This window comes from Enterobacter sp. BNK-18 (assembly GCF_047456135.1).
In the GTDB taxonomy this organism is placed as follows: domain Bacteria; phylum Pseudomonadota; class Gammaproteobacteria; order Enterobacterales; family Enterobacteriaceae; genus Enterobacter; species Enterobacter ludwigii.
This window is the reverse complement of the sequence record NZ_CP179899.1, coordinates 4,235,447-4,259,806: the sequence shown is the minus strand read 5'-3', so window position 1 is coordinate 4,259,806 and position 24,360 is coordinate 4,235,447. Positions and strand designations below refer to the sequence as shown.

General features: G+C 54.4%; 29 protein-coding genes. 12 read left to right on the top strand and 17 right to left on the bottom strand.

Going from position 1 to position 24,360, the window contains the following annotated elements; all coding sequences use genetic code 11:
• Positions 1-35: 35 nt before the first annotated feature.
• Positions 36-593, top strand: coding sequence for a YtfJ family protein (locus tag ACMGG3_RS20480; RefSeq protein ID WP_014168347.1), 558 nt, complete (start codon positions 36-38; stop codon positions 591-593).
• On the opposite strand, the gene cysQ is transcribed toward ACMGG3_RS20480, so the two are convergent.
• Complete coding sequence (cysQ, locus tag ACMGG3_RS20475) at positions 587-1,327, bottom strand: 3'(2'),5'-bisphosphate nucleotidase CysQ (RefSeq protein WP_014168346.1); 741 nt, start codon at positions 1,325-1,327, stop codon at positions 587-589. The genes ACMGG3_RS20480 and cysQ overlap by 7 nt on opposite strands.
• Positions 1,328-1,517: 190 nt before the next feature.
• Here cysQ and ACMGG3_RS20470 point away from each other — a divergent pair, with 190 nt between their 5' ends.
• Positions 1,518-3,461, top strand: coding sequence for a bifunctional 2',3'-cyclic-nucleotide 2'-phosphodiesterase/3'-nucleotidase (locus ACMGG3_RS20470; RefSeq protein WP_414149410.1), 1,944 nt, complete (start codon positions 1,518-1,520; stop codon positions 3,459-3,461).
• Between the two features lie 44 nt (positions 3,462-3,505).
• On the opposite strand, the gene ACMGG3_RS20465 is transcribed toward ACMGG3_RS20470, so the two are convergent.
• Positions 3,506-3,892 carry a winged helix-turn-helix transcriptional regulator gene (locus ACMGG3_RS20465; protein WP_014168344.1) on the bottom strand — a complete coding sequence of 129 codons (387 nt, stop codon included), beginning with the start codon at positions 3,890-3,892 and terminating at the stop codon, positions 3,506-3,508.
• Positions 3,893-3,976: 84 nt separating this feature from the next.
• On the opposite strand from ACMGG3_RS20465, the gene ACMGG3_RS20460 reads away from it, so the two are divergent.
• The 3 genes from ACMGG3_RS20460 (at position 3,977) to ACMGG3_RS20450 (ending at position 6,772) form a co-directional block, all read left to right on the top strand.
• Positions 3,977-4,825: an SDR family oxidoreductase gene (locus ACMGG3_RS20460; protein ID WP_414149409.1), complete on the top strand. Its 849-nt coding sequence runs from the start codon at positions 3,977-3,979 to the stop codon at positions 4,823-4,825.
• A gap of 81 nt (positions 4,826-4,906) precedes the next feature.
• Complete coding sequence (locus ACMGG3_RS20455; RefSeq protein WP_414149926.1) at positions 4,907-5,731, top strand: AraC family ligand binding domain-containing protein; 825 nt, start codon at positions 4,907-4,909, stop codon at positions 5,729-5,731.
• A gap of 75 nt (positions 5,732-5,806) precedes the next feature.
• Positions 5,807-6,772, top strand: a complete 966-nt coding sequence (locus ACMGG3_RS20450; protein ID WP_032679428.1) for a DMT family transporter — start codon at positions 5,807-5,809, stop codon at positions 6,770-6,772.
• Here the strand turns inward: ACMGG3_RS20450 and ACMGG3_RS20445 are convergent.
• A complete protein-coding gene (locus tag ACMGG3_RS20445; protein ID WP_414149408.1) occupies positions 6,769-8,418 on the bottom strand; it encodes a methyl-accepting chemotaxis protein in 1,650 nt (549 codons plus the stop codon). The genes ACMGG3_RS20450 and ACMGG3_RS20445 overlap by 4 nt on opposite strands.
• 245 nt (positions 8,419-8,663) lie before the next feature.
• On the opposite strand from ACMGG3_RS20445, the gene ytfE reads away from it, so the two are divergent.
• Positions 8,664-9,326: an iron-sulfur cluster repair protein YtfE gene (gene ytfE, locus ACMGG3_RS20440; protein WP_014168339.1), complete on the top strand. Its 663-nt coding sequence runs from the start codon at positions 8,664-8,666 to the stop codon at positions 9,324-9,326.
• Between the two features lie 64 nt (positions 9,327-9,390).
• Here ytfE and cycA read toward each other — a convergent pair whose 3' ends face one another.
• Positions 9,391-10,800: a D-serine/D-alanine/glycine transporter gene (gene cycA / locus ACMGG3_RS20435; RefSeq protein WP_014168338.1), complete on the bottom strand. Its 1,410-nt coding sequence runs from the start codon at positions 10,798-10,800 to the stop codon at positions 9,391-9,393.
• Between the two features lie 312 nt (positions 10,801-11,112).
• Positions 11,113-11,733 carry an FKBP-type peptidyl-prolyl cis-trans isomerase gene (gene fklB, locus ACMGG3_RS20430; RefSeq protein WP_025205816.1) on the bottom strand — a complete coding sequence of 207 codons (621 nt, stop codon included), beginning with the start codon at positions 11,731-11,733 and terminating at the stop codon, positions 11,113-11,115.
• Between the two features lie 233 nt (positions 11,734-11,966).
• On the opposite strand from fklB, the gene ACMGG3_RS20425 reads away from it, so the two are divergent.
• Positions 11,967-12,611 carry a LysM-like peptidoglycan-binding domain-containing protein gene (locus ACMGG3_RS20425; protein WP_414149407.1) on the top strand — a complete coding sequence of 215 codons (645 nt, stop codon included), beginning with the start codon at positions 11,967-11,969 and terminating at the stop codon, positions 12,609-12,611.
• Between the two features lie 45 nt (positions 12,612-12,656).
• Here the strand turns inward: ACMGG3_RS20425 and ACMGG3_RS20420 are convergent, their stop codons facing one another.
• The 5 genes from ACMGG3_RS20420 to rpsF all read right to left on the bottom strand — a co-directional run bounded on the left by ACMGG3_RS20420 (position 12,657) and on the right by rpsF (position 15,176).
• Positions 12,657-13,586, bottom strand: a complete 930-nt coding sequence (locus ACMGG3_RS20420; protein WP_025205818.1) for a DMT family transporter — start codon at positions 13,584-13,586, stop codon at positions 12,657-12,659.
• Positions 13,587-13,736: 150 nt separating this feature from the next.
• A complete protein-coding gene (gene rplI, locus ACMGG3_RS20415) occupies positions 13,737-14,186 on the bottom strand; it encodes a 50S ribosomal protein L9 (protein WP_014168334.1) in 450 nt (149 codons plus the stop codon).
• A 41-nt stretch (positions 14,187-14,227) separates the two neighbouring features.
• Positions 14,228-14,455: a 30S ribosomal protein S18 gene (rpsR, locus tag ACMGG3_RS20410; protein ID WP_000135199.1), complete on the bottom strand. Its 228-nt coding sequence runs from the start codon at positions 14,453-14,455 to the stop codon at positions 14,228-14,230.
• 4 nt (positions 14,456-14,459) lie between these two features.
• Entirely contained in the window at positions 14,460-14,774 is a 315-nt protein-coding gene (priB, locus tag ACMGG3_RS20405) for a primosomal replication protein N (protein WP_003856035.1), read from the bottom strand.
• 6 nt (positions 14,775-14,780) lie between these two features.
• On the bottom strand, positions 14,781-15,176 hold the full coding sequence (gene rpsF / locus ACMGG3_RS20400; protein ID WP_014068637.1) for a 30S ribosomal protein S6: 396 nt from the start codon (positions 15,174-15,176) through the stop codon (positions 14,781-14,783).
• Positions 15,177-15,517: 341 nt separating this feature from the next.
• On the opposite strand from rpsF, the gene yjfY reads away from it, so the two are divergent.
• Positions 15,518-15,793, top strand: a complete 276-nt coding sequence (gene yjfY, locus ACMGG3_RS20395; protein WP_025206244.1) for a DUF1471 family protein YjfY — start codon at positions 15,518-15,520, stop codon at positions 15,791-15,793.
• Between the two features lie 141 nt (positions 15,794-15,934).
• Here the strand turns inward: yjfY and ACMGG3_RS20390 are convergent, their stop codons facing one another.
• The 6 genes from ACMGG3_RS20390 to ulaA are packed head-to-tail and all read right to left on the bottom strand — an operon-like array spanning position 15,935 to position 20,343.
• Complete coding sequence (locus ACMGG3_RS20390; RefSeq protein WP_032679424.1) at positions 15,935-16,621, bottom strand: L-ribulose-5-phosphate 4-epimerase; 687 nt, start codon at positions 16,619-16,621, stop codon at positions 15,935-15,937.
• Complete coding sequence (locus ACMGG3_RS20385) at positions 16,614-17,474, bottom strand: L-ribulose-5-phosphate 3-epimerase (RefSeq protein ID WP_047743161.1); 861 nt, start codon at positions 17,472-17,474, stop codon at positions 16,614-16,616. The genes ACMGG3_RS20390 and ACMGG3_RS20385 overlap by 8 nt, the downstream gene beginning before the upstream one ends.
• A gap of 9 nt (positions 17,475-17,483) precedes the next feature.
• Positions 17,484-18,134, bottom strand: coding sequence for a 3-keto-L-gulonate-6-phosphate decarboxylase UlaD (ulaD, locus tag ACMGG3_RS20380; RefSeq protein ID WP_008502901.1), 651 nt, complete (start codon positions 18,132-18,134; stop codon positions 17,484-17,486).
• A 13-nt stretch (positions 18,135-18,147) separates the two neighbouring features.
• Positions 18,148-18,615 (bottom strand): PTS ascorbate transporter subunit IIA, encoded by a 468-nt coding sequence (gene ulaC, locus ACMGG3_RS20375; protein ID WP_014168330.1) that lies wholly within the window; start codon positions 18,613-18,615, stop codon positions 18,148-18,150.
• A 9-nt stretch (positions 18,616-18,624) separates the two neighbouring features.
• Positions 18,625-18,930 carry a PTS ascorbate transporter subunit IIB gene (ulaB, locus tag ACMGG3_RS20370; protein ID WP_014168329.1) on the bottom strand — a complete coding sequence of 102 codons (306 nt, stop codon included), beginning with the start codon at positions 18,928-18,930 and terminating at the stop codon, positions 18,625-18,627.
• A gap of 12 nt (positions 18,931-18,942) precedes the next feature.
• A complete protein-coding gene (gene ulaA, locus ACMGG3_RS20365; protein ID WP_025206247.1) occupies positions 18,943-20,343 on the bottom strand; it encodes a PTS ascorbate transporter subunit IIC in 1,401 nt (466 codons plus the stop codon).
• A 358-nt stretch (positions 20,344-20,701) separates the two neighbouring features.
• Between ulaA and ulaG the strand changes: the two genes are divergently transcribed.
• Together ulaG and ulaR are read left to right on the top strand one after the other, a co-directional pair.
• Entirely contained in the window at positions 20,702-21,766 is a 1,065-nt protein-coding gene (gene ulaG / locus ACMGG3_RS20360) for an L-ascorbate 6-phosphate lactonase (RefSeq protein ID WP_020882936.1), read from the top strand.
• A gap of 111 nt (positions 21,767-21,877) precedes the next feature.
• Complete coding sequence (ulaR, locus tag ACMGG3_RS20355) at positions 21,878-22,633, top strand: HTH-type transcriptional regulator UlaR (RefSeq protein ID WP_014168326.1); 756 nt, start codon at positions 21,878-21,880, stop codon at positions 22,631-22,633.
• On the opposite strand, the gene yjfP is transcribed toward ulaR, so the two are convergent.
• Positions 22,630-23,352 carry an esterase gene (gene yjfP / locus ACMGG3_RS20350; RefSeq protein ID WP_025206248.1) on the bottom strand — a complete coding sequence of 241 codons (723 nt, stop codon included), beginning with the start codon at positions 23,350-23,352 and terminating at the stop codon, positions 22,630-22,632. The two genes, ulaR and yjfP, sit on opposite strands and share 4 nt — an antisense overlap.
• 137 nt (positions 23,353-23,489) lie before the next feature.
• On the opposite strand from yjfP, the gene bsmA reads away from it, so the two are divergent.
• Both bsmA and yjfN read left to right on the top strand, forming a co-directional pair.
• Positions 23,490-23,819 carry a biofilm peroxide resistance protein BsmA gene (gene bsmA / locus ACMGG3_RS20345; RefSeq protein ID WP_025206249.1) on the top strand — a complete coding sequence of 110 codons (330 nt, stop codon included), beginning with the start codon at positions 23,490-23,492 and terminating at the stop codon, positions 23,817-23,819.
• 148 nt (positions 23,820-23,967) lie between these two features.
• On the top strand, positions 23,968-24,243 hold the full coding sequence (gene yjfN, locus ACMGG3_RS20340) for a DUF1471 family protease activator YjfN (protein ID WP_414149406.1): 276 nt from the start codon (positions 23,968-23,970) through the stop codon (positions 24,241-24,243).
• Positions 24,244-24,360: the final 117 nt, after the last annotated feature.

Below are 24,360 nucleotides of genomic sequence, written 5' to 3'. Positions count from 1 at the left end.
GTGGTCGGATCACCTGCAAACAATAAGGAAACACCATGACCCTACGAACTATCCTTGCAGCAGCCTGCCTGCTTCTGCCCCTGTGGGCTAGCGCTCACGCGATTGAAAAAGGACAACGAGTACCTCCAGTCGGCATTGCTGACCGGGGAGAATTGATTCTCGACAATGATAAGTTTAGCTACAAAGCGTGGAATAGCGCGCAGCTCGCAGGCAAAGTGAGAGTTGTACAACATATTGCCGGTCGTACATCCGCAAAAGAGAAAAATGCCAACCTGGTGGAAGCGATCAAGGCCGCAAAATTCCCACACGACCGCTACCAGACCACCACGATCGTTAACACTGACGATGCCATTCCTGGCTCCGGAATGTTTGTGCGTTCAAGCCTTGAGAGCAATAAAAAACTCTATCCGTGGTCGCAGTTTATTGTCGACAGCAACGGCGTGACGCGTAAGGCGTGGCAGCTGGAGGAAGAGAGCTCTGCAATCATCGTGCTGGATAAAGACGGCCGCGTGCAGTGGGTGAAAGACGGGGCATTAACCCAGGAAGAGGTGCAGCAGGTTGTCGCCCTGCTGCACAAACTGCTGGCTCAATAAATAGAGACGCGGAAGCCGGGGTTAAGGAAGGATTCGCGCGGGGTGTAGTCCAGCGGCTTACCCTGCCAGTCATGAACATGTGCCCCGGCGGCCGTGGCGACCGCATGCCCTGCCGCGGTATCCCAGACGTTCGTTGGCCCAAAGCGAGGGTAGAGCTGGGCATGGCCTTCCGCCACCAGACAGAATTTCAGTGATGAACCAATCGAGGTCGTCTGGTGTTCACCCAGCTGTTGCAGATATTCCTGCAGTTCGCTGTCGCTGTGCGACCGGCTGATCACCACCAGCGGTGGACGCGCATCGCGCACCTGAATCTGCTTACGCACGCCGCACTCTTCCTTCCACGCCTTACCGTCTGCAGCGCTGTACATGACCTTCATCACCGGCGCGTATACCACCCCAAGCACCGCTTTGCCTTTTTCAATCAGCGCGATGTTGACGGTGAACTCACCGTTACGCTTGATAAACTCTTTGGTGCCGTCGAGGGGGTCCACCAGCCAGTAACGCTGCCAGTGCTGACGCTCGTCCCAGCTCTGCGGCGCTTCTTCTGACAGGACCGGGATATCCGGCGTTAAGGCCTGCAGTCCTTGCAGGATCACCTTGTGAGCCGCGATATCCGCCGCGGTGACCGGAGAGTCATCTGCCTTGCTGACGACCTCCATCGGTTTTGCACCGTCATACACCTGCATGATGGCATCTCCCGCATCCCGTGCGAGCTGACAAATCTTATCTAACATTCTCCACCTCTTTGTTAACGCAGTGGGGTTAACTCTTTGTTTTAGTTATATCGTAATGGGAACAATTCCGCTATCTGTGAAGCAATTCTGGTTTCATGGCGCTTTTTTCTGTCAGGATTCACATTTATGTAAGCAACACGCTATAGATACATATTCTTTTGTGGCCTGGATCGAAAAAAGGACTCCTCTGATGATTAAGTTTAGCGCAACGCTCCTGGCGACGCTGATTGCAGTGAGCGTACAGGCGGCGACGGTAGACCTGCGAATTCTGGAAACTACCGACCTGCACAGTAACATGATGGACTTCGATTACTACAAAGATACCCCGACGGAAAAATTCGGACTGGTACGCACGGCAAGTTTGATCGCTGCCGCCCGCAATGAAGTTAAAAACAGCGTGCTGGTCGACAACGGCGATCTCATTCAGGGTAGCCCGCTCGGGGACTACATGGCCGCGAAGGGGCTGAAGAAAGGCGAGATCCACCCGGTGTATAAAGCGATGAACACCCTGGACTATACCGTCGGCAACCTGGGCAACCACGAATTTAACTACGGCCTGACGTACCTGCACGATGCGCTGGCTGGCGCGAAATTCCCGTACGTTAACGCCAATATCATCGACATTAAGACGCAGAAGCCGCTCTTTACCCCCTATCTGATTAAAGAGACCGAAGTTGTCGATCAGGACGGTAAAAAACAGACGCTTAAAATCGGCTATATCGGCTTTGTGCCGCCGCAAATCATGACCTGGGATAAAGCCAACCTCGACGGTAAAGTGACCGTTAACGATATTACCGAAACTGCGCGCAAATACGTGCCGGAAATGCGCGAAAAAGGCGCAGATCTGGTGGTGGTGGTTGCGCACTCTGGACTCTCCGCCGATCCGTATCAGGCCATGGCGGAAAACTCCGTTTATTATCTCAGTGAAGTCCCGGGCGTCGATGCGATCCTGTTCGGCCACGCCCACGCGGTCTTCCCGGGTAAGGACTTTGCCAACATTAAGGGTGCAGACATCGAGAAAGGGACGCTCAATGGCGTGCCGTCGGTGATGCCGGGCATGTGGGGCGACCACCTTGGTGTGGTGGATCTGGTCCTCAATAACGACGGCGGCGACTGGAAGGTCACTCAGTCAAAAGCAGAGGCGCGCCCGATTTACGACGCTGCGGCTAAAAAATCACTGGCCGCCGAAGATAAAAAACTGGTCGACGTGCTGAAGCATGACCACGACGCCACCCGCGACTTCGTCAGCAAGCCGATCGGTAAATCCGCCGATAACATGTACAGCTACCTGGCGCTGGTGCAGGATGACCCGACTGTCCAGGTGGTTAACATGGCGCAAAAAGCCTATGTCGAACACGTTATTCAGGGCGACCCGGACCTGGCAAAACTGCCGGTGCTGTCGGCCGCGGCACCGTTCAAAGTGGGCGGGCGTAAGAATGACCCGGCAAGCTACGTTGAAGTCGAAAAGGGCCAGCTGACCTTCCGTAACGCCGCCGATCTCTATCTCTATCCGAACACCCTGGTGGTAGTGAAAGCGACGGGTAAAGAGGTGAAGGAATGGCTGGAGTGCTCCGCCGGGCAGTTTAACCAGATTGATCCGAAGAGCAGCAAGCCGCAGTCGCTGATTAACTGGGACGGGTTCCGGACCTATAACTTTGACGTGATTGACGGCGTAGAGTATCAGATTGATGTTACCCAGCCTGCAAAATATGACGGTGAATGCCAGGTCATTAACCCGCAGGCCGAGCGCATCAAAAACCTGACCTTTAAGGGCAAAGCCATCGACCCGAATGCCACCTTCCTGGTGGTAACCAATAACTACCGCGCCTACGGCGGCAAGTTTGCCGGCACGGGAGATAGCCATATTGCCTTTGCCTCACCGGACGAGAACCGCTCGGTGCTGGCGGCATGGATCAGCGCGGAGTCCAAAAAAGCGGGGGGCATTCATCCGGCAGTGGACAACAACTGGCGCCTGGCCCCCATTCACAGCGACACGCCGCTGGACATCCGTTTTGAAACTTCACCGTCCGATAAAGCGGCGGCGTTTATTAACGATAAAGCCCACTATCCGATGAAGAAAGTTGCAACGGATGATATTGGCTTCGCCATTTATCAGGTGGATTTAAGCAAGTAACGCGGTGTGTGCCGGGTAGCGGCTTCGCCTTACCCGGCCTGCCTTTACGCCGCGCGTTCTTCCCGGTTCGCCATCACCTGCGGCGTATGCACTTCTATCCAGTCCGCCAGCGCGGCCACTTTCTCACTCACCTCTGTCCCTAACGGCGTCAGGCTATACTCAACGTGCGGTGGTACAACCGGATACGAGACGCGATTCACAAACCCGTCCTGTTCCAGCGCCTGTAGCGACTGGGCCAGCATCTTTTCGCTGACGCCCCCCATTTTTCGGCGCAGGTCGCTGAAACGGTGGGTTCCCTGCCGCAGGGCCACCAGAATCAGCACGCCCCAGCGGCTGGTGACATGTTTGAGAACCTCTCTGGAAGGACACTGTTCCGCGAAGAGGTTGCCATCGCGCATTTGTTCGCTAAGTGTCGGTATCGTTGTTTTCATACTTACCTTTATGTACGTACTTACTAAAAGTTAGCTATGGTGCTAGTGTGCCACAACACCAGACAAACACGAAGAGGATTCATCATGATCGCAATTACCGGCGCAACCGGCCAGCTTGGCCAGCTCGTTATCGAACAGCTGTTAAACACCGTACCGGCAAACCAGATTGTGGCGATTGTCCGCAATCCGGCAAAAGCTGAAGCCCTGCGCCAGCAGGGAATTACCGTTCGTCAGGGGGATTACGCTGACGAAAGCACAATGACCTCCGCGCTTAAGGGCATAGATAAGCTGCTGCTGATCTCCTCCAGCGAAGTGGGTCAGCGCGCCACCCAACATCAGAACGTCATTAATGCTGCCAAAGCCGTGGGCGTGAAATTCATCGCCTATACCAGCCTGCTGCATGCAGATAAATCGCCGCTGGGTCTGCACGTTGAACACGTCGCGACGGAGAAGGCGCTGGCGGAGTCCGGCATCCCTTACGCCCTGCTGCGTAACGGCTGGTACACCGAAAACTATCTGGCGAGCGCACCGCCCGCGCTGGAGCACGGCGTATTTATTGGCGCGGCCGGTGAAGGCAAAATCGCCTCGGCCACCCGTGCGGATTACGCGGCTGCCGCGGCAAAAGTCATCTCCGGGGACGGCCATGCAGGCAACGTATACGAGCTGGCCGGCGACCACGCCTGGACGCTGAGTGAACTGGCAGCCGAACTCAGCAAACAGAGCGGCAAAAACGTGGCGTATCAGAACATGAGCGAAGCGGATTTTGCCGCGGCGCTGAAGGGCGTTGGCCTGCCTGCCGGGCTGGCGGATATGCTGGCGGACTCCGATGTGGGCGCGTCTAAAGGCGGTCTGTTTGACGACAGCCATACGCTGAGCAAACTGATCGGGCGTCCAACCACACCGCTTTCAGAGAGCATTAAAGCCATCCTGTAAATGTTGCAAAATGGTTATTTTTTGTAGCATCCCCTCGGGTCATCTCTGATAATGGAGAGATGACTCATGAGGAGGTTCACCGTGCAGGGCGTACCGGAACAGTTCATTGATGAGAGAGACAGCGCGCGCTTTCGCCATCTGGCGCATTTGCCGGGCCTGGAGCTTTATCACGCGCATATTTCTGACTACGCCTTTGAGCCTCATACGCATGAAGCCTTCGGCATCGGCACCATTGAAACCGGTGCCGAACGCTTTCGCTATCGCGGTACTCAGCATCTCGCGGCGGAAAAATCCGTCGTGACCATGAACCCGGACGAGATCCACACCGGGGAGTCGGCGACGGATGGCGGCTGGCGCTACCGGATGGTTTACATTGAACCCGATCTGCTGGAAGAGGTAACCGGCCTTCGCCACTGGTGGTTTAGCGACGTAACCCGCCATGACCCGCTGCTCTCACAGCAAATCGGCAGGCTTATCTATGGCCTGTGGCATACGGACGACCCGCTGGCGCAAAAAGGCCTGCTGCTGGATCTGATCGAGACCTTCCAGCCGTTAGCCCGCCACGCGCCGGTTACCCGGGAAGGTGCACACCGGTTCGAACGGGTTCGTGAGTATATGCACGACAACTACATGCACGCCCTGACGCTGGACGAGCTGGCCAACGTGGTCTCACTCAGCCCCTACCATTTTCAGCGCCAGTTCAAGGCGCATTTCCATGTCACTCCGCATCAGATGCTGATGGCTATCCGCCTGTGGCGCGCCAAAGCGTTTCTCACACACGGCATGCCCGCCGCCGAAGTCGCCGCCGCGACCGGGCTGACCGATCAGTCCCATTTGACTCGCGCCTTTACCCGCCGCTATGGCATTACCCCCGTGCGCTACCAGAAACAGGTCGTTAAGCGCTGATGCGCAACCTCATACAATACGCGCGCCCTTCCCCCTCCTACACTGAACGCAGAATAAACCGATGTGGATGGAAAAATGATTAGTGGTGTGTTGTATGCCCTGCTTGCGGGTCTGATGTGGGGACTGATTTTTGTCGGCCCGCTGATCGTGCCGGAGTACCCGGCAATACTGCAGTCGACCGGACGTTATCTGGCACTGGGACTGATTGCTCTCCCGCTGGCGTGGCTCGGTCGTGCACGTTTGCGTCAGCTCGGCCGGCAGGACTGGTTCACCGCGCTGGCGCTGACCATGATGGGCAACCTTATCTATTATGTTTGCCTGGCGAGCGCCATTCAGCGAACCGGGGCACCGGTATCTACCATGATTATCGGCACGCTGCCCGTGGTGATCCCGGTCTTCGCTAACCTGCTTTACAGCCACCGCGACGGGAAACTGGCGTGGTCAAAAATGGTACCAGCGTTGGTGTGTACCGCCGTGGGGCTGGTCTGCGTCAACATTGCCGAGCTGCAGCATGGGCTGGAGAACTTCTCACTGTTGCGTTACGGTTCTGGCATCCTGCTGGCATTCGTTTCCGTGGTGTGCTGGGCGTGGTATGCCCTGCGCAATGCGCGCTGGCTGCGGGAAAACCCGGATAAACACCCGATGATGTGGGCGACGGCTCAGGCGTTGGTCACGCTCCCGGTTTCGCTTATGGGCTATGTGGGGGCCTGTCTCTGGTTAGGCCATCAGCAACCGGATTTCGCTCAACCGTTCGGGCCGAGACCGTGGGTCTTTGTCGGGCTGATGCTGGCGATTGCGGTGCTCTGCTCGTGGGTGGGTGCGCTATGCTGGAATATCGCCAGCCAGAAGCTGCCGACGGTAATTTTAGGGCCGTTGATTGTATTCGAAACGCTGGCCGGGCTGCTTTACACCTTCCTGATGCGCCAGAGCGTACCGCCGCTGTTAACCGCCTGCGGGATTATATTGCTGGTCGTTGGGGTCGTGATGGCGGTGAGAGCAAAGCCGGAAAAACCGATGGTCGTTCCGGCTTCAGAGAGTTAAAACGTTTCCCAGTTCGCTTCAGACGTCGCCGCGACAGGTTTAGCTGCTGGAGTGTAGCTTTTCACCGGCGCGGCGTTGACCACCGGGTTGCGGGTAATTTTAAACACCGCCACCGCTTCGTTCAGGCGTGCCGCCTGATCTTCCAGCGCGGCCGCCGCTGCCGCAGACTCCTCTACCAGCGAGGCGTTCTGCTGGGTCACGCGATCCATCTCGGCCACCGCCTGACCTACCTGATCGATACCGCGGCTCTGCTCGTCAGAGGCAGAGGCAATCTCGCCCATGATGTCGGTCACGCGGGTGACCGCATTCACGATCTCTGCCATCGTCGCCCCGGCTTCGTTTACCAGCTGTGAGCCGGCATTCACGCGCTCGCCGGAATCGTCGATCAGCGCTTTAATCTCTTTTGCCGCCTGAGCGCTACGCTGGGCAAGGGTACGCACCTCACCTGCGACCACCGCAAAGCCACGGCCCTGCTCGCCTGCACGCGCGGCTTCCACCGCCGCGTTCAGCGCCAGGATGTTGGTCTGGAAGGCAATGCCGTCGATTACGTTGGTAATTTGCGCAATTTTGCTGGAACTGGTCGCAATGTCGTCCATGGTGCGCACCACACCCTCCACCACGTTACCGCCCTTCTTCGCGGTTGAGGAGGCATCAAGCGCCAGACGGGAAGCCTGACGTGCGTTATCGGCGTTTTGTTTTACCGTGGCGGTCAGTTGTTCCATGCTGGCAGCCGTCTCTTCCAGAGAGGCAGCCTGCTGCTCGGTACGGGAAGAGAGGTCGTTGCTGCCCGCAGAGATTTCCCCTGCACCGGTGTAAATGGTGTCTGCGCCTTCACGCACCACGCCCACCGTGTTTGCCAGCGAAGTTTGCATCTCCTGAACGTTGCGCGCCAGGATAGCCATTTCATTCTTACCCTCTGCCTGAATCGGCTGGGTCAAATCCCCTGCGGCAATGGCGCGGATATGGCCGATCACATCCTGCAGCGGCAGCAGCAGAACGCGGCGCATCGCAATCCAGCTGGAGACGATCACGGCAATCACCAGCAGCATGACCGCAGAGAGGATCCACAGGATACGTTTATAATCGTTTTCGTTGTCTTTAATCCCTCTGTCCGTGAGGACGGCCTGCGCTTCACGCCATTCACGGTACACGTTCTGCATCGCGGTCTGTTTCTGCTCCGCATTCTGCTTGAACATATCTTCCAGATTGCCCTGGCCCAGCAGGACGTTCATTTGCGTCAGCGTGGCGGAGTAAATGCGGTACTGCTCTTCCAGACGGTTAGCCAGATTCTCGTCCAGACCCGGAGTATTAGGCAAAGCGTAGTATTTATCGTAATGGGACTGCGCATCCGCCAGCAGGTTCTTCGCCGTGTTCACCAGTTCATTCAACTGGCCGCCGTTAATCTGAGACGCCATGCTGCTTTGCAGACGCAGCATGCCGCGGTTCAGGGTCACGCGGGCCTGGTTGAGGCTGATCCATGCATCGGTAAACTCGGCGACATTCTGGCTTGAGAGCTGCGAGACGGTGAAGTTATCTTTGTCGTTTTTCAGCGCGTTGATAAAAATGCCGGCGGAAATGACTTGCATGATGCCGAGCACAAGCAGCACCGAAATAAGAAGGGTAATGACTTTTATACGTTTAAACATGCGTTGCCTTTTTTATATGCAGGTTTGTCTGACGTGGATATATCGGCAGGCACGGCGAGTTGTTTACTGTTTCCCCACGTTAAAAAACTTTCTAAAGTAATTTCCTGCATTCATTCAGCAAGTTAAAAGTCATTATTTTTTTGTGATCTGGTTCTCACTTTGCCCCTTCCCTCTAAAGGGTTATAGCATCGCCTTAAAGATGCATTTAAAATGCACCTTATATTATTGATGACGAGGTAACTGCTATGGCCTTCCGCGACCAACCCCTTGGCGAGCTGGCGCTCTCCATCCCGCGCGCGTCCGCGCTGTTTCGTAAATACGATATGGATTACTGCTGTGGCGGTAAGCAAACCCTGGCACGTGCCGCCTCGCGTAAAGAGCTGGATGTGGGGCTCATTGAAGCGGAGCTGGCGCAACTGGCTGAGCAGCCTATTGAGAAAGACTGGCGCACTGCAGCCCTTGCCGACATCATCGACCATATCATCGTGCGTTTTCACGACCGTCACCGTGAACAGCTGCCTGAACTGATCCTGCAGGCGACAAAAGTGGAGCGCGTTCACGCCGACAAACCTTCCGTACCACGCGGTCTGGCGAAATACCTGACCCTGCTTCACGAAGAGCTTTCCAGCCACATGATGAAAGAGGAGCAAATCCTCTTCCCGATGATCAAACAGGGTATGGGCAGCCAGGCGATGGGGCCCATCAGCGTCATGGAAAGCGAACATGATGATGCAGGCGAACTGCTGGAAGTGATTAAACACACTACCCATAACGTTACACCGCCACCAGAGGCGTGCACCACGTGGAAAGCGATGTACAACGGCATTAACGAGATGATCGACGACCTGATGGAGCACATCAGTCTTGAGAACAACGTCCTGTTCCCGCGTGCCCTCGCAGGTGAATAAAAAAAGCGCCCGAGAGCGCCTTCCTGAGGTTATCATTCGGCCACAGCATCTGTGGCCTTTTTTATTAACGCATGCCTGCCATACGTTTCTTACCGATAAATAACCATCCCAGCCCCAGCGCGATGAACCACAGCGGCGTGACGATTAACGCCTGACGGGTATCGTCTTCCAGCGTCAGCAGAACCAGCACGAAGACGAAGAACGCCATGCACACCCAGCACATCAGCTTGCCCAGCGGCATTTTATAGATCGATTTTTCATGCAGGTGCGGACGCTGTTTGCGGTACACCAGGTAAGAACACAGGATGATGGTCCAGACGAACATGAACAGGATCGCAGAGACCGTGGTGATCATGGTAAACGCACCGATCACACTCGGGTTCACGTAGAGCATCACCACACCGCCCAGCAGGCAGATACAGGAGAAGGTCAGCCCTTTCGCCGGCACCGCACGCTTAGACAGTTTGGCAAACGCGCGTGGCGCAACCCCTTCCTGTGCCAGACCAAACAGCATACGGCTGGTAGAGAACACCCCACTGTTGGCCGAAGAGGCCGCGGAGGTCAGCACCACGAAGTTAATCAGGCTTGCGGCCGCAGGCAGTCCAACCAGTACAAACAACTCAACGAACGGGCTCTTGGTCGGTACAACGGAGCTCCACGGTGTCACGGACATGATGATAATCAGCGCGAACACGTAGAACATAATGATACGAATCGGGATGGAGTTAATCGCGCGCGGCAGGGATTTCTCCGGATCTTTAGTTTCCGCCGCCGTGGTACCGACCAGCTCAATCCCCACAAAGGCAAACACCGCAATCTGGAAACCGGCAAAGAAGCCGCTGATGCCTTTCGGGAACCAGCCGCCGTCATTCCACAGATGCGCGAACGAAGCCTGAACGCCGGTTGGAGACTGGAAGTGCGTCAGTACCATCACCAGGCCGACAACAATCAGGGCGATAATCGCCACGATTTTGATCATCGCAAACCAGAACTCCATCTCACCGAACATTTTAACGGTGGCGAGGTTAAGGCTCAGCAGCAGAACAATCACCGCCAGCGAGGCCACCCAGTCCGATAATCCCGGGAACCAGAACTGCGCGTAGGCCGTGATGGCGACCACATCCGCCATGCCGGTCACCACCCAGCAGAACCAGTAGGTCCAGCCGGTGAAGTAGCCCGCCCAGGGGCCAAGCAGGTCGGAAGCGAAATCGCTAAAGGACTTGTATTCGAGGTTCGAGAGCAGCAATTCACCCATTGCACGCATCACGAAGAAGAGCATAAAACCGATGATCATATAAACGAAAATGATCGACGGCCCGGCAAGACTGATGGTTTTACCTGACCCCATAAACAGCCCGGTACCGATGGCACCCCCGATGGCAATGAGCTGAATATGACGGTTTGTGAGATTGCGCCGTAGCGACTGTTCAGACGACGCCTCTTCGTCGGCGACGACTTTAACCTGATCTACCATGTGATATTTTCCTGTTTATGCCTGTCTGTGTTGTTAAGGCTCTTCTGGCCTTTAAATACGTCAAAAAAATAACGGTCCCATGAAAGGACTCATCGATATTAGGTAAGAATCGGCGGGATGAATACTATGATTTGGATATTATGTTAATAATATGTTTAAAGTGAGTGTCATATCACTCATACAACGCGAAACAGCTCACAAAAATACACGCAACAGTTTCGTTTGCAAGATAAAATGTTGATTCCGTCGTAACTATAGGTTTTATCACTATATTCCTCTCCCCCGAAGGAGAGAGGAAATAAGAAAAGCTGATTACAGAATTTCCAGCAGCTCGACTTCAAACACCAGGGTGCTGAATGGCGGGATGGACGCACCAGCGCCACGCTCGCCGTACGCCAGGTTGTGCGGGATAGTCAGTTCCCATTTGGAACCCACTGGCATCAGGGTCAGCGCTTCGATCCAGCCCGCGATAACGCCGTTAACCGGGAATTCAGCCGGTTCGCCACGTGCTACAGAGCTGTCGAACACCGTACCGTCGATCAGTTTACCGGTGTAGTGCACGCGAACGTGGTCAGTACGCGCCGGGATTGCGCCGTCGCCCTGGTTGATCACGCGGAACTGCAGGCCAGACTCGGTGCTGTTCACGCCTTCACGCTCACGGTTCTCTTCCAGATATTTCACGCCTTCTGCAGCCATCTCTTCGAAACGCGCGCGACGCACGGCGTCAGCACGTTCGTGGATTTCACGCAGCGCACGGTGCACAACATCAACCGGAACTGCCGGGTTGTTGCCTTCCAGCGCATCAGCGATACCCGCCACCAGCGCTTCGGGTAACAGACCTTCCAGGCCGGATTCGCTCAGCTGCTGTCCTACCTGCAAGCCGATACCGTAACTTGCCTGCGCTTCGATAGTGTCAAAAGTCGGGGTGGTCATGGGTTTTCCTTCCATCACATTTAAAGTAGCGGGCAGCATATCAGCCATGCCCTTATGGGTAAAACTTTGTCTGAAGTAAAGGTGACAAACCGCGACGAAACAGAAACAATAGAGAGAACCAGGATTAATCCCGAACGAATGTCACGGATGTCGGGTTTGCTACGCCGTTCAGGCAGTTAGCAAACTATACTTCGGAGCACAGGATAAAAAAGACGCGGAGCAGGAGGAGAGCCATGCCCGGGCGATTTGAACTGAAACCTACCCTGGCGAAAATCTGGCAGGCGCCGGACAATTTTCGCATCATGGACCCGCTGCCGCCTCTGCATCGCAGAGGGATCATCATTGGCGCGCTGATGGTGATCGTGGGTTTCCTGCTTCCTTCCGGTGGCGATGACGCCGACACCGCGACGGTGACCCGCAATGCCCAGCTGGATATTCAGTCGCAAACGCGACCGCAGCCGGACACCCAGCCTGTGCAGACGCAACTGGTCACCCCGTCGAACGATCCGGGACAGGTTGCGCCTGTTGAACCGGAACCCATTCAGGATGAACAGCCACAGGAACAGGCCGCGGCCCCGGCAGAGCCACAGGCTCAGCAGCCAACCGGCATTGAGCAGCAGTGGCGTTCCTATCGCGTAGAGCCGGGTAAAACCCTTGCGCAGCTGTTCCGCGACCACAATCTGCCACCAACCGATGTGTATGCCATGGCGCAGGTGGAAGGCGCGGGCAAGCCGCTCAGTAATTTGCAGAACGGCCAGCTGGTGCAGATACGTCAGAATGCCAGCGGCGTCGTCACCGGGCTCACGATTGATACGGGAAATGGCCAGCAGGTGCTGTTTACCCGCCATCCTGACGGCAGTTTTATCAGAGCACGTTAATGTTCCGGCCGGGTAAGGCGAGTCAGCCTCCCGGCAATGCCCTTCTTAGTGACTCCGCTTATTGACCCACCAGATTCCCGAGCAGACCAGCACCAGCGCAATCGCATATTTGATGTCCAGAATGTTTTCACCGAGGAAAATGGCGGACAGCACCGTCCCGGCAACGGGGATCACAAAGTTGAACGGGGCAATCATACTTACGCGGTTCACTTTCAGCAGCGCGCTCCAGAGGGCGAACGCTACCGAAGAGAGTAACGTCAGATACCCCAGCACCGCGACGGCCGTCATGCTATGCACTTCCAGCGTCCCTCCCGTGAGATAGCCACCCGCCACCAGCGCCGCGCCGCCGATAGCGAGCTGCCAGCCGGTCATCACCGTCGGGTCGACGGTCTGGGAGATGCGTTTTCCGTAAAGCGTGGCGGCAGAAAGGATAAAGGCTGCCAGCACCACAAACCCGTCTCCCTTCCAGACGAAGCTGAATTCGCTTAACCCGCCGTGGAAGTTAACCAGCATCACTCCGGCAAAGCCCAAAATACAGCCAAGCGTTTTGTTATAGCTGAGCTTGTCGTTGTGGTAGATGAAGTGCGCCAGCAACACGCTGAAGAAAGTGCCGGTGGCGTTCATGATCGAGCCGTTCACGCCTGTCGTGTAGGCCAGTCCGATATAAAAGAAGGTGTACTGAATGCTCGTCTGCGTCAGCCCCAGGACGGTCAATTGCCCAAACTGCCCGGGCGTGAACCTGCCGATGGGCTTGCGCTGTGCTAACGCAAAGAGAAGCAGCAGCACACCCGCAAACAGAAAACGGTAACCGGCGAACACGACCTTTGAGGGAATATCATCAGTGGCAATCTGAAAGAGTTCATAGCCGCTTTTTATGGCCGGGTAAGAGCTACCCCAAAGCAGACAGCAGAGCGTGGCGCAGGCATAGGCCACCTTTCGACGGGCAAATACGGGCGTGGGCAGAGCGGTTTCCATGTCGAATCTCATAAATAAAATTGCGTTTCATTTTATTATCAGAGAATGCGCCAGGAATAGCGACCCTACAAGCACTAAAGCGCGAGGCTGGTCCCTTAAAAAAGCAAAACGCCGGCACAAGGCCGGCGCTTCGACGTGAGCAGAGTAAAATTACTCAGCTACAACGTTAACAACCAGTTTAGCGAACACTTCGCTGTGAACCTGGAAGTCCACTTCGTGCTCACCAGTGGTACGCAGAACACCGTTCGGCAGACGAACTTCGCTCTTAGCCACTTTAACGCCAGCTGCAGTTACTGCATCAGCGATATCGCGGGTACCGATGGAACCGAACAGTTTACCTTCGTCGCCAGCTTTGGAAACGATGGTAACAGTGCCCAGTGCGTTGATTGACTCAGCGCGAGCATTAGCAGCCGCCAGAACGTCAGCCAGTTTGGCTTCCAGTTCAGCGCGACGTGCTTCGAAAAACTCTACGTTTTTCTTGGTAGCTGGAACAGCTTTACCCTGTGGAACCAGGAAGTTACGAGCGTAGCCCGCTTTAACGTTTACCTGATCACCCAGGCTGCCCAGGTTTGCTACTTTATCAAGCAGAATAACTTGCATTACCTTATCCTCTTAAAGTCGTATTAATGGACCGTGCCCGATTACTGATGACGATCAGTGTACGGCAGCAGGGACAGGTAGCGAGCGCGTTTGATAGCGCGAGCCAGCTGACGCTGGTATTTTGCACGAGTACCGGTGATACGGCTTGGGACAATCTTACCGCTTTCGGTGATGTAGTTTTTCAGCGTTGCGATATCTTTATAGTCGATCTCTTGAACGCCTTCCGCGGTGAAACGGCAGAACTTGCGACGACGGAAATAACGTGCCATATGGCTAGTCTCCAGAATCTATCAAATCAATCTGCTCGGCATGCAGAACCATTTTGCTCAGGCCGTTCTTTGCCTTGTGGCAAGAAATGAACCCCTGAACGATTACTGCGCTACCGACCGTTAAACTGTGAGTAATGGCCTGGTTTTCGTGTCCGCTAATAATAACGGGCATTTGGCACCACGCCTGCCGGTGAAAGCCGGCTTCCTCTTGCACAGAACGATGCTCAAGCACGAACTGGCAATGCGGAATTCCTGATGGACTGACCTTACGAAGGGGGGTCCTGCACACGGTACCGGACAACACCAGACGGTTGGTCATCAGAAATTACTCTTCAGAATCCCCAGCATCAGAATCATCTGCGGTTTCGTTTGCGAAATCATCGCGACGCTCACGGCGCTCGTCTTTCGCTTTAACCATCGGAGATGCTTCGGTCACTGCGTTTTTGGTACGCATAACCATGCTGCGGATAACGGCATCGTTGAAGCGGAAGGTAGTTTCCAGCTCATCGATCACTTCCTGCGGCGCTTCAACGTTCATCAGAACGTAGTGTGCTTTGTGCAGTTTGTTAATCGGGTAAGCCAGCTGACGGCGGCCCCAGTCTTCCAGACGGTGGATCGTACCTTCTGCACCAGTGATGGCAGCAGAGTAGCGCTCGATCATGCCCGGAACCTGTTCGCTCTGGTCAGGATGGACCATAAAAACGATTTCGTAATGACGCATCGAATTGCTCCTTACGGATTATTCAGCCTCCTGTCTGGGTCAGCCGAGGCCCGGGGAGGCAAGGAACGTGTTAAAGGTCGGCTGAAAAATTGACGCGTCATAATACTTGCGCGCCCCTGGAAACTCAAGCTGATTGCACAAATAATTCGCACAAAGCGTAAAGCTGGTCTAAGTGGGTGATTTAAAATTAATCACATCAGGAAGCGTTGTTTTTTTGAACAACAGCATCAGAAATGGTCACGCATCCCCGCCGGATAAGTGATTACACTTTAATCAGAGACCTTATTTATAAAAGGAGAGCAACCCCCCCTTTCACAGCACGCAGTCGTGGAGCGCATATCATGAAAAAAATCGCATTTGCCGTAATGGCTGCACTTTTGCTCAGTGCAAACGCGATGGCAGCCATCAAGATAGACGGCCGGCAGGCCCAAAACATGGATGATGTGCAGAGCTTAGGCGTAATCTACATCAATCATAATTTCGCCACTGAAAGTGAAGCAGATCAGGCACTCAATCAAGAGACCGATGCTCAGGGTGCACAATATTATCACGTCATACTGATGCGTGAGCCCGGCAGCAACGGCAATATGCACGCCAGTGCAGATATCTACCGATAACGCTTTAACGCTAGCACCAGGAAAGCCAACAAAGAGAACATAGCCATAGTTTAACTTGCCCCCTGCCCGGGGGCTTTTTTTTGCTAATGGCTCTGAAATACCACCGGTTACAACTGTTTTTCGGTATTCCAGAGCACTTATTCACTTCTGCCCGTAATAGGCGTTGGGCCCATGTTTACGCATGAAATGTTTATTCATAAGGTAATCATCAATGCCCTGAAGCTGCGGATTGATGCCGCGGGCGATCCACGCCATTCGCGCCACTTCCTCCATCACCACCGCGTTATGCACGGCATCGTGAGCGTCTTTTCCCCACGAGAATGGACCGTGCTGATACACCACAATACCCGGCGTATGCAGCGGCTCACGCTCAGCCAGCGTGTCGATAATGACGCGACCGGTGTTGAGTTCATACTCCCCTTCCACTTCGGCCTGCGTTAATGCCCGCGTGCAGGGAATATCGCCAAAGAAGTAGTCTGCATGCGTGGTGCCAAGAGCCGGAATGGGCAGCCCTGCCTGCGCCCAGGCCGTGGCATGAGTCGAGTGTGTATGCACAACGCCGCCCAGGGAGGGATAACGCTGATACAGTGCCAGATGGGTGGCGGTATCAGAAGAAGGACGCCACTTTCCGTCAACCACGTTGCCATGGAGATCCACAACCACCATGTCGTCGGCGGTCATGGACTCATAGGGCACACCGCTGGGCTTAATCACGACCCGCCCCTGCTCACGGTCGATGGCGCTGACGTTACCCCAGGTAAACGTCACCAGACCGTAGCGAGGTAGATCCATATTGGCCTCAAAGACCTGCTGCTTAAGCTTATGCATACTCAGCCTCCAGCAACCCAGCCCGCGCCATACGTTCACGGACCCAGGCCCGCGCCTTCGCCACTTCGGCTGCCGGGTCGTCCGACGTTTCACTCCACATCTCAATCAGGTAAGGCCCGCAATACCCTGTCTGTTTGAGCGTCTGGAAGCACCGTTCGAAATCCACCACCCCGGTGCCGAACGGAACATTTTTGAATACACCAGGCCGGGTATCTTTGACATGAACCGCCACGATATGACCAATACCCGCCTGCAGTTCCATCTGCACGTCGTTATCCCAGGCTGACAGATTGCCGATATCAGGGTAGAGCTGGAACCACGGATTATTCAGGTAGTGCGCGTAACCCAGCGCCTTGCTGATGGAGTTCATTAACGGATAATCCATGATCTCCATCGCCAGCGTCACCTGAGCACGGCTTGCCATGTCGACGCTCTCTTTCAGGCCGTCACGAAAACGACGGCGCGTTTCATTGTTGGCGTCCTGATAGTAAACGTCATACCCCGCCAGCTGGATCACACGGATGCCGACATCCTGGGCAAAGCGAATGGCTTTACGCATGATCTCCAGCCCCTGAGCACGCACAGCATCATCTTCACTGCCAAGCGGAAAACGACGGTGGGCGCTGAGGCACAGGGAAGGCACACGTACCCCCGTTTCAGCGATGGCGCTAACCAGTGCCAGACGCTGTTCGCGGCTCCAGTCAAGGCGAGACAGGCGTTCGTCTGTCTCATCCACTGACATTTCGACAAAATCGAAGCCGAGTTGTTTCGCCAGTTGCAGCCGCTCCAGCCAACACTCCCCCGCAGGGAGTGCCTTTTCATAGATGCCGAGCGGGACTTGTTTAGACAACATACCCGCTCCTTAGCCCCAAAGCTGAGCGATTGAGCGTTTGAACTGACGCGCGGCTTCTACCGGAGAGGCGGCATCACGGATGCTACGGCCTGCGATAAAGACATGAATTGGGATACCTTTGAAGAGCGGCAGATCTTCCAGCGCCAGGCCTCCGGTCACGGTCACTTTGAAGCCCATATCGGCCAGACGCTTAATCGCGCTGATATCCGCTTCCCCCCACGCTACCCCAGCGGCCTGCGCATCACGGCTGCGGTGATAAACCACCTGTTGAATGCCCGCGTCACGCCACTCCTGCGCCTGCTCCCAGGTCCAGAACCCGGTCAGCTCAATCTGCACATCACCGTTGAACTCTTTTGCCACATCCAGCGCACCTTTAGCCGTGTTGATATCCGCACAGCAAATAACGGTGACCCAGTCAGCATTGGCTTCAAAACACATACGGGAAAGAATTTTGCCCGCATCGGCAATCTTGGCATCCGCCAGCACGATTTTATGCGGATACAGCGCCTTCAGGTCGCGGACGGCGCGAACGCCTTCGCCCACACACAGAATGGTACCGACTTCGATGATGTCCACTTCTTCCGCAATCAGGCGGGTGGTTTCGTAAGCGTGAGACAGAGTCTGGTTATCCAGCGCGACCTGCAACATTGGTAATGACATTTTCAATTCCCTCTTAAACTGCCGCCGCAGTGGCGTTATCAATTAAATCCAGCACGTCCTGCTCGGTGCGGCAGGCGCGTAAACGGTCGAAGTTGGCCTCATCATCAAACAGATTCACGATCTGCATAATGCCCACCTCCTGGTGAGTGTTGGCATCAACAGCCGCCATGGTGATGAGGATGTCGACCGGGTCGTTATCTTCGTGGTTGAAAGCCAGTGGTGTTTTCAGCGTAACCAGCGCAAAGCCGGTTTTTTTAACGCCCTCTTCCGGACGGCCATGCGGCATCGCCAGCCCTGGTGCAATCACGAAGTAAGGGCCGTGCTCTGCAACACCATCCAGAATGGCCTGGTAATAACGCGGCTCGACAACATCAGCTTTTACCAGCAGATCTACGCTAAGTTTCACCGCCTCCTGCCAGGTGCTGGCGTCGGCCTGTAAAAGGATGGAGCTGTTCTCTGCCAGCGAATCACGTAGTTTCATGTTGCGTCCTTACTTCACATCTTGTGGGAAATGCGCGTTGATCACTTCCAGCAGCTTTGGCCCAAAGTCGGCTGGCGACAGCATGTTGCGCACGCCTACCACATATTTGTTGCCTGTCACGGTGATCTCACCGGCGATGTGGGTAGAGGCGATGATGATGTCCGCGCCGTTCAGTTCACTTTTGTATTCGCCCACTGCGCAGCTGTTCACCGTGTGGTCGATGTTTGACTGGGTTAAAAACTGGTCCACTTTCATCTTCATGATCATGGAACTCCCTTGCCCATTGCCACACACAGCCAGGATACGTACGGTCATAATCGAAACTCCTTAATGAGCAGAAACTTCTGCTGTTTGTTTTTCTGCATCTTCTTCAGCCCGCAGAGAGCGACCAGCGAAGAACATATAAGCCAGAGCAATGAGGATGATGACGGCCATAAAGATCAGGCCAACAGAGGCGAAGCCCTGCATCATCGGAGGTGCCAGAATTGACCAGTCGGCCATGCCCATCCAGGCGCTCATACCGGTGAGCTTGACTGCCCACACACATCCGAAGATTTCCACCATCCCCATCACCAGGCAGATCTTGAGCGCCGCGCGCCAGCCACCAAAGTGGTTCGCAAAGACGCCGATGGTGGCGTTGGAGAAGAACATCGGGATAAAGCCAGGAATGATCAGAATGGAAGAGCCGCAGCCCACCAGGATACCCACCGCAATCAGCTGGCCGATGGTGCCCCACATGAAGCCCCAGACCACCGCGTTTGGCGCGAAGCTGTAGATAGCCGCGCAGTCAATCGCCAGTACCGCACCGGGAATCAGACGCTGAGAGATACCGTTGAAGGCTTCGGACAGCTCGGCAACGAACATACGCACGCCCTGGGTGATAATGAAAATCGCCACCGCGAAGGAGAAACCGGTCTGCAGGATATAGACAGTCCAGTGGGTTTTACCCGCCATCGCCTGTACGACGTCAATGCCAAAGGAGAGCAGAATGGCACCGAAGAAGAGGGTCATCACAATCGCCGTAGAGACGATATTGTCGTGGAAAATATTCAGCCAGCCCGGCAGTTTAAGATCTTCGACGCTCTCTTCTTTTTTACCCAGATACGGCGCGACTTTATAGGCAATCCAGGAGGCAAACTGCTGCTGGTGGCCGATGGAGAAGCCGCAACCGTCGGTGACGTCCTGCGTGGGCTTGTACATCATGTTGGAGGTGATACCCCAGTAGAGCGAGACCAGCACCGCGGTGCAGATAATGGTCGTCCACATTGGGTAGCCAAAGATAAAGAAGGAAACCGCAATCAGCCCTGCCTGCTGGAACATGATATGGCCAGTCAGCATGATGGTGCGAATACCGGTAATGCGGCGCAACAGAACGTAAATGATGTTCAGCGCCAGCGCGAGCAGGACCGCATACCCTACCCAGCTGTAGGCATCGCCCATGCGATCGATGGTGGCCATCATCGAGGCGTAGGTGTCAGAGATGGCGCCGTTGATGCCATAGACTTCCGACATTTTGGCCACCACCGGCTTGAAGGTGCCGGTCAAAATGCCTGAACCCGCCTGCAACAGCATGAAACCGATGATGGTTTTAATGGTGCCTTTAATAATAACGCTGACGCTTTTGCGCAGCAGGATATAGCCAAGGCACGTCACGATGCCCAACAACAGCGGGGCATTAGTCATTACCTGATTAAAGAACACGGTAAAGACGTTGTAGAGGATCTCCATAACTCTCTCCAGAAATGAGAACACGAGGGGCAATCCCTGTGCGGTTGGTGACAACACTCTATTAATCACAAATAATCATCACAAGATTAAATCTGATTATTTGTGACGCATCACGCAAATTATTTCCATGGTGTTAGTAATGATTTTCACTTCGGCATGCCACATAGAATTATTTCCATATAATTCATGCAATTAATGATTAATACGGTAAAAGATAACAAGAAGCGAGAAGAGCGTCCGTGACGTCATGCAGATAAAATTACACATTTTGATCGTTGCAATACGCGTGAAATGGTGCCAGCATTAATCACAACAAATCACCAGTTGATTACTTTTGATTAAACCAGGAGTCAAAACGATGAGTAAAGTGAACACCATTACCCGTGAATCATGGATTCTGAGCACTTTCCCGGAATGGGGTAGCTGGCTGAATGAAGAGATTGAGCAGGAACAGGTTGCTCCTGGTACCTTTGCAATGTGGTGGCTGGGGTGTACGGGGATCTGGCTGAAATCAGAAGGTGGCGCGAATATTTGTGTCGATTTCTGGTGCGGCACCGGCAAACAGAGTCACGGTAACCCGCTGATGAAAAAAGGCCATCAGATGCAACGCATGGCGGGCGTGGAAAAACTTCAGCCAAACCTGCGTACCACACCGTTTGTTCTTGATCCGTTCGCCATTCGCCAGATCGATGCCGTTCTCTCTACGCACGATCATAACGATCATATTGATGTCAACGTGGCGGCAGCGGTCATGCAAAACTGTGCCGATGACGTACCGTTCATCGGGCCGCAAACCTGCGTGGATTTATGGATCGGCTGGGGCGTACCGAAAGAGCGCTGCATCGTCATGAAACCGGGCGATGTGGTCAAAATTAAAGACGTTGAGATCCACGCGCTGGATGCCTTTGACCGCACTGCACTGATTACCCTTCCGGCCGATCAGAAAGCCGCAGGCGTACTGCCAGACGGTATGGACGAACGTGCGGTGAACTACCTGTTTAAAACGCCCGGCGGTTCCCTGTACCACAGCGGTGACTCTCACTACTCAAACTACTATGCAAAGCACGGTAATGAGCATCAGATTGATGTGGCGCTCGGCTCATACGGGGAGAACCCACGCGGCATTACAGACAAAATGACCAGCGCCGATATGCTGCGCATGGCGGAAGCGCTGAACACCAAAGTAGTGATCCCTTTCCACCACGATATCTGGTCAAACTTCCAGGCCGACCCGCAGGAGATACGCGTACTGTGGGAAATGAAAAAAGACCGCCTGAAGTATGGCTTTAAGCCGTTCATCTGGCAGGTAGGAGGCAAGTTCACCTGGCCGCTGGACAAAGACAATCTCGAGTATCACTACCCACGTGGCTTTGATGATTGCTTTACTCTTGAGCCAGACCTGCCGTTCAAGTCATTCCTCTGATTATTAAGGCCCATCGCCAGACCCGAGTGTCTGGCGGTTTCATATTTCTTTTAGTAATTTCACGCTATTTCAAATATCATCTTTTAAAATCAATTCTTATCGGAATAGCTCATGACGGAAGCGCAACGGCATCAAATATTACTGGAACTCCTGGCGCAAACAGGGTTTGTCACCGTTGAGAAAGTGATCGAACGTTTAGGGATTTCCCCGGCAACAGCGCGGCGGGATATTAATAAGCTGGATGAAAGCGGTAAGCTGAAAAAAGTCCGCAACGGTGCGGAAGCGATTAGCCAGCAGCGTCCACGCTGGACGCCGATGAACATTCATCAGGCGCAAAATCATGATGAAAAAGTCCGTATTGCCAGAGCGGCATCGCAGCTGGTGAACCCCGGCGAGAGCGTGGTGATCAACTGCGGCTCCACGGCATTTCTGTTAGGTCGGGAGATGTGCGGAAAGCCGGTACAAATCATCACGAACTACTTGCCGCTCGCCAACTATCTTATCGATCAGGAGCATGAGAGCGTGGTGATCATGGGCGGCCAGTACAACAAGAGCCAGTCCATTACGCTCAGCCCGCAGGACAGCGAAAACAGTCTTTATGCCGGACACTGGATGTTTACCAGTGGCAAAGGCCTGACCGCGGATGGCCTCTACAAAACCGATATGTTGACCGCCATGGCAGAACAAAACATGCTTAACGTGGTGGGCAAGCTCGTTGTGCTGGTCGACAGCAGTAAAGTGGGCGAACGCGCAGGAATGCTGTTCAGCCGTGCTGAACAGATAGACATGGTGATCACCGGCAAAGGTGCTAACCCTGAGATCCTTCAGAAACTGAAAGATCAGGGTGTCAACGTCCTGTGCGTTTAAAGGTGCTGGCGGAAGAAGTCCACCGTGGCGTCCAGCGCCGTTGGCGTAATGCGGTGGCGAACGCCCGCTTCCCACAGGCAGGTCAGGTTGCCATCCAGCCCCTCGTGCTGTAGCGCCTGCTGAAGCCGGAACGTTTCTCCGGGTGGGACCACATCGTCCGCATCACCATGCCATAACAGCAAAGGACGATCGGCCAGACGCGGTAACGCCCGGGTAACCTCCCACTCTGCAAGCGCCGCCTCAACCTCTGTGAGTGCCTGAGGTGGAAAAAGCGTCTTCGCCAGTGAGGTAAAGTAGCCCGAGCCCATCAGACAAGCCACTGACTTCACTTCTGGATGGTGCGTCATGATCCCCAGCGCCGCCATCCCGCCCATCGATGCCCCAGCCACGGCCAGCCGATTATCAGCCACCAGCCCTGCCTGGTAAAGCGCATCGCGCAGCCCGGCAAACTCGGTCAGGCTACCGTGCAAAATGTGCCAGAACTGCCCAAGTCGCGCCTGTTCGTTGCCGGTAAAACGTGCGCCGTGGTCAGGTGCATCCGGCATGACCACACGAAAACCGGCCTGCGCGAGTGCCACCGCAAAATAGCTGTAGACCAGCTTCGATGAGGTAAATCCATGATAAAACACTATAACAGGCAGTGGTTCCTCACGTTTTCCGGCGGGTGTTGCGTGTAATATTTCACGATCACCCAGATGGCGTATTTCAATTTCAATCATTGTCGACCCTGTAATGATGAATGATTCATAATGTTGAGAACTGGGTTACGATTTCACGCTATTTTCATTCGAAAATTACGCCCCAGCTAACACTTCGGGAACATTCCCCCAAAACTAAATTCACAGACAACTACACTATGGCTATCAGGAAACGAGATATGGTTATGCGCAGGTTTGCTGCTTTATTGCTGATGTTACTGCTCAGTGGCTGTAGCGCGCTGCAGGGAACGCCACAACCCGCTCCCCCGGTCGCCGATCACCCGCAGGAAATCCGTCGTAATCAGACGGAAGGATTACAGCGTATGGGTACCGTCTCTGCGCTGGTTCGCGGCTCCCCGGATGACGCGGAAGAAGCAATAAAGGCACAAGCCGTCGCCGCCAAAGCAGATTATTACGTCATCATTATGATCGACGAAACCATCATTACGGGACAGTGGTACTCACAGGCCATTCTGTATCGTCAATGATCGTCTTCATTTGAACGACATTTACACTGCTTTGCGTCCATAGACACTTTCCTGTCCACAATAAACTCCATGCCCGCAACAATGGAAGTGAGTTTATTCGCGAAGGATTGCCCGGCGGATACCGGAGACATGTGAAATGGAGCTGACGATGAAACGAACTCTTGCTTTGACCACACTGTTGCTCTCAGCAGGTCTTGTGAGCACAACCGCGCAGTCAGCTGAATTTGCCAGTGCTGATTGTGTGACTGGCCTGAATGAAATTGGCCAGATCTCCGTGAATAATATTTCGGGGAGCCCGCAGGACGTTGAACGTGTCGTTGCATTAAAGGCCGATGAGCAGGGTGCTTCATGGTATCGCATTATCCAGATGCAGGAAGGTCAGTACATCGATCACTGGCGGGTACAGGCCATTCTCTACGCGTAATCCCCCTCCGATAAAAGCCACTTACTTTTAGTGGCTTTTCGTTTTTGCAAATTTTTTATCTTTTAGCAAACCAATTAAAAACAATTAAATAACATTTTGTTACACTAAACCAGTAAA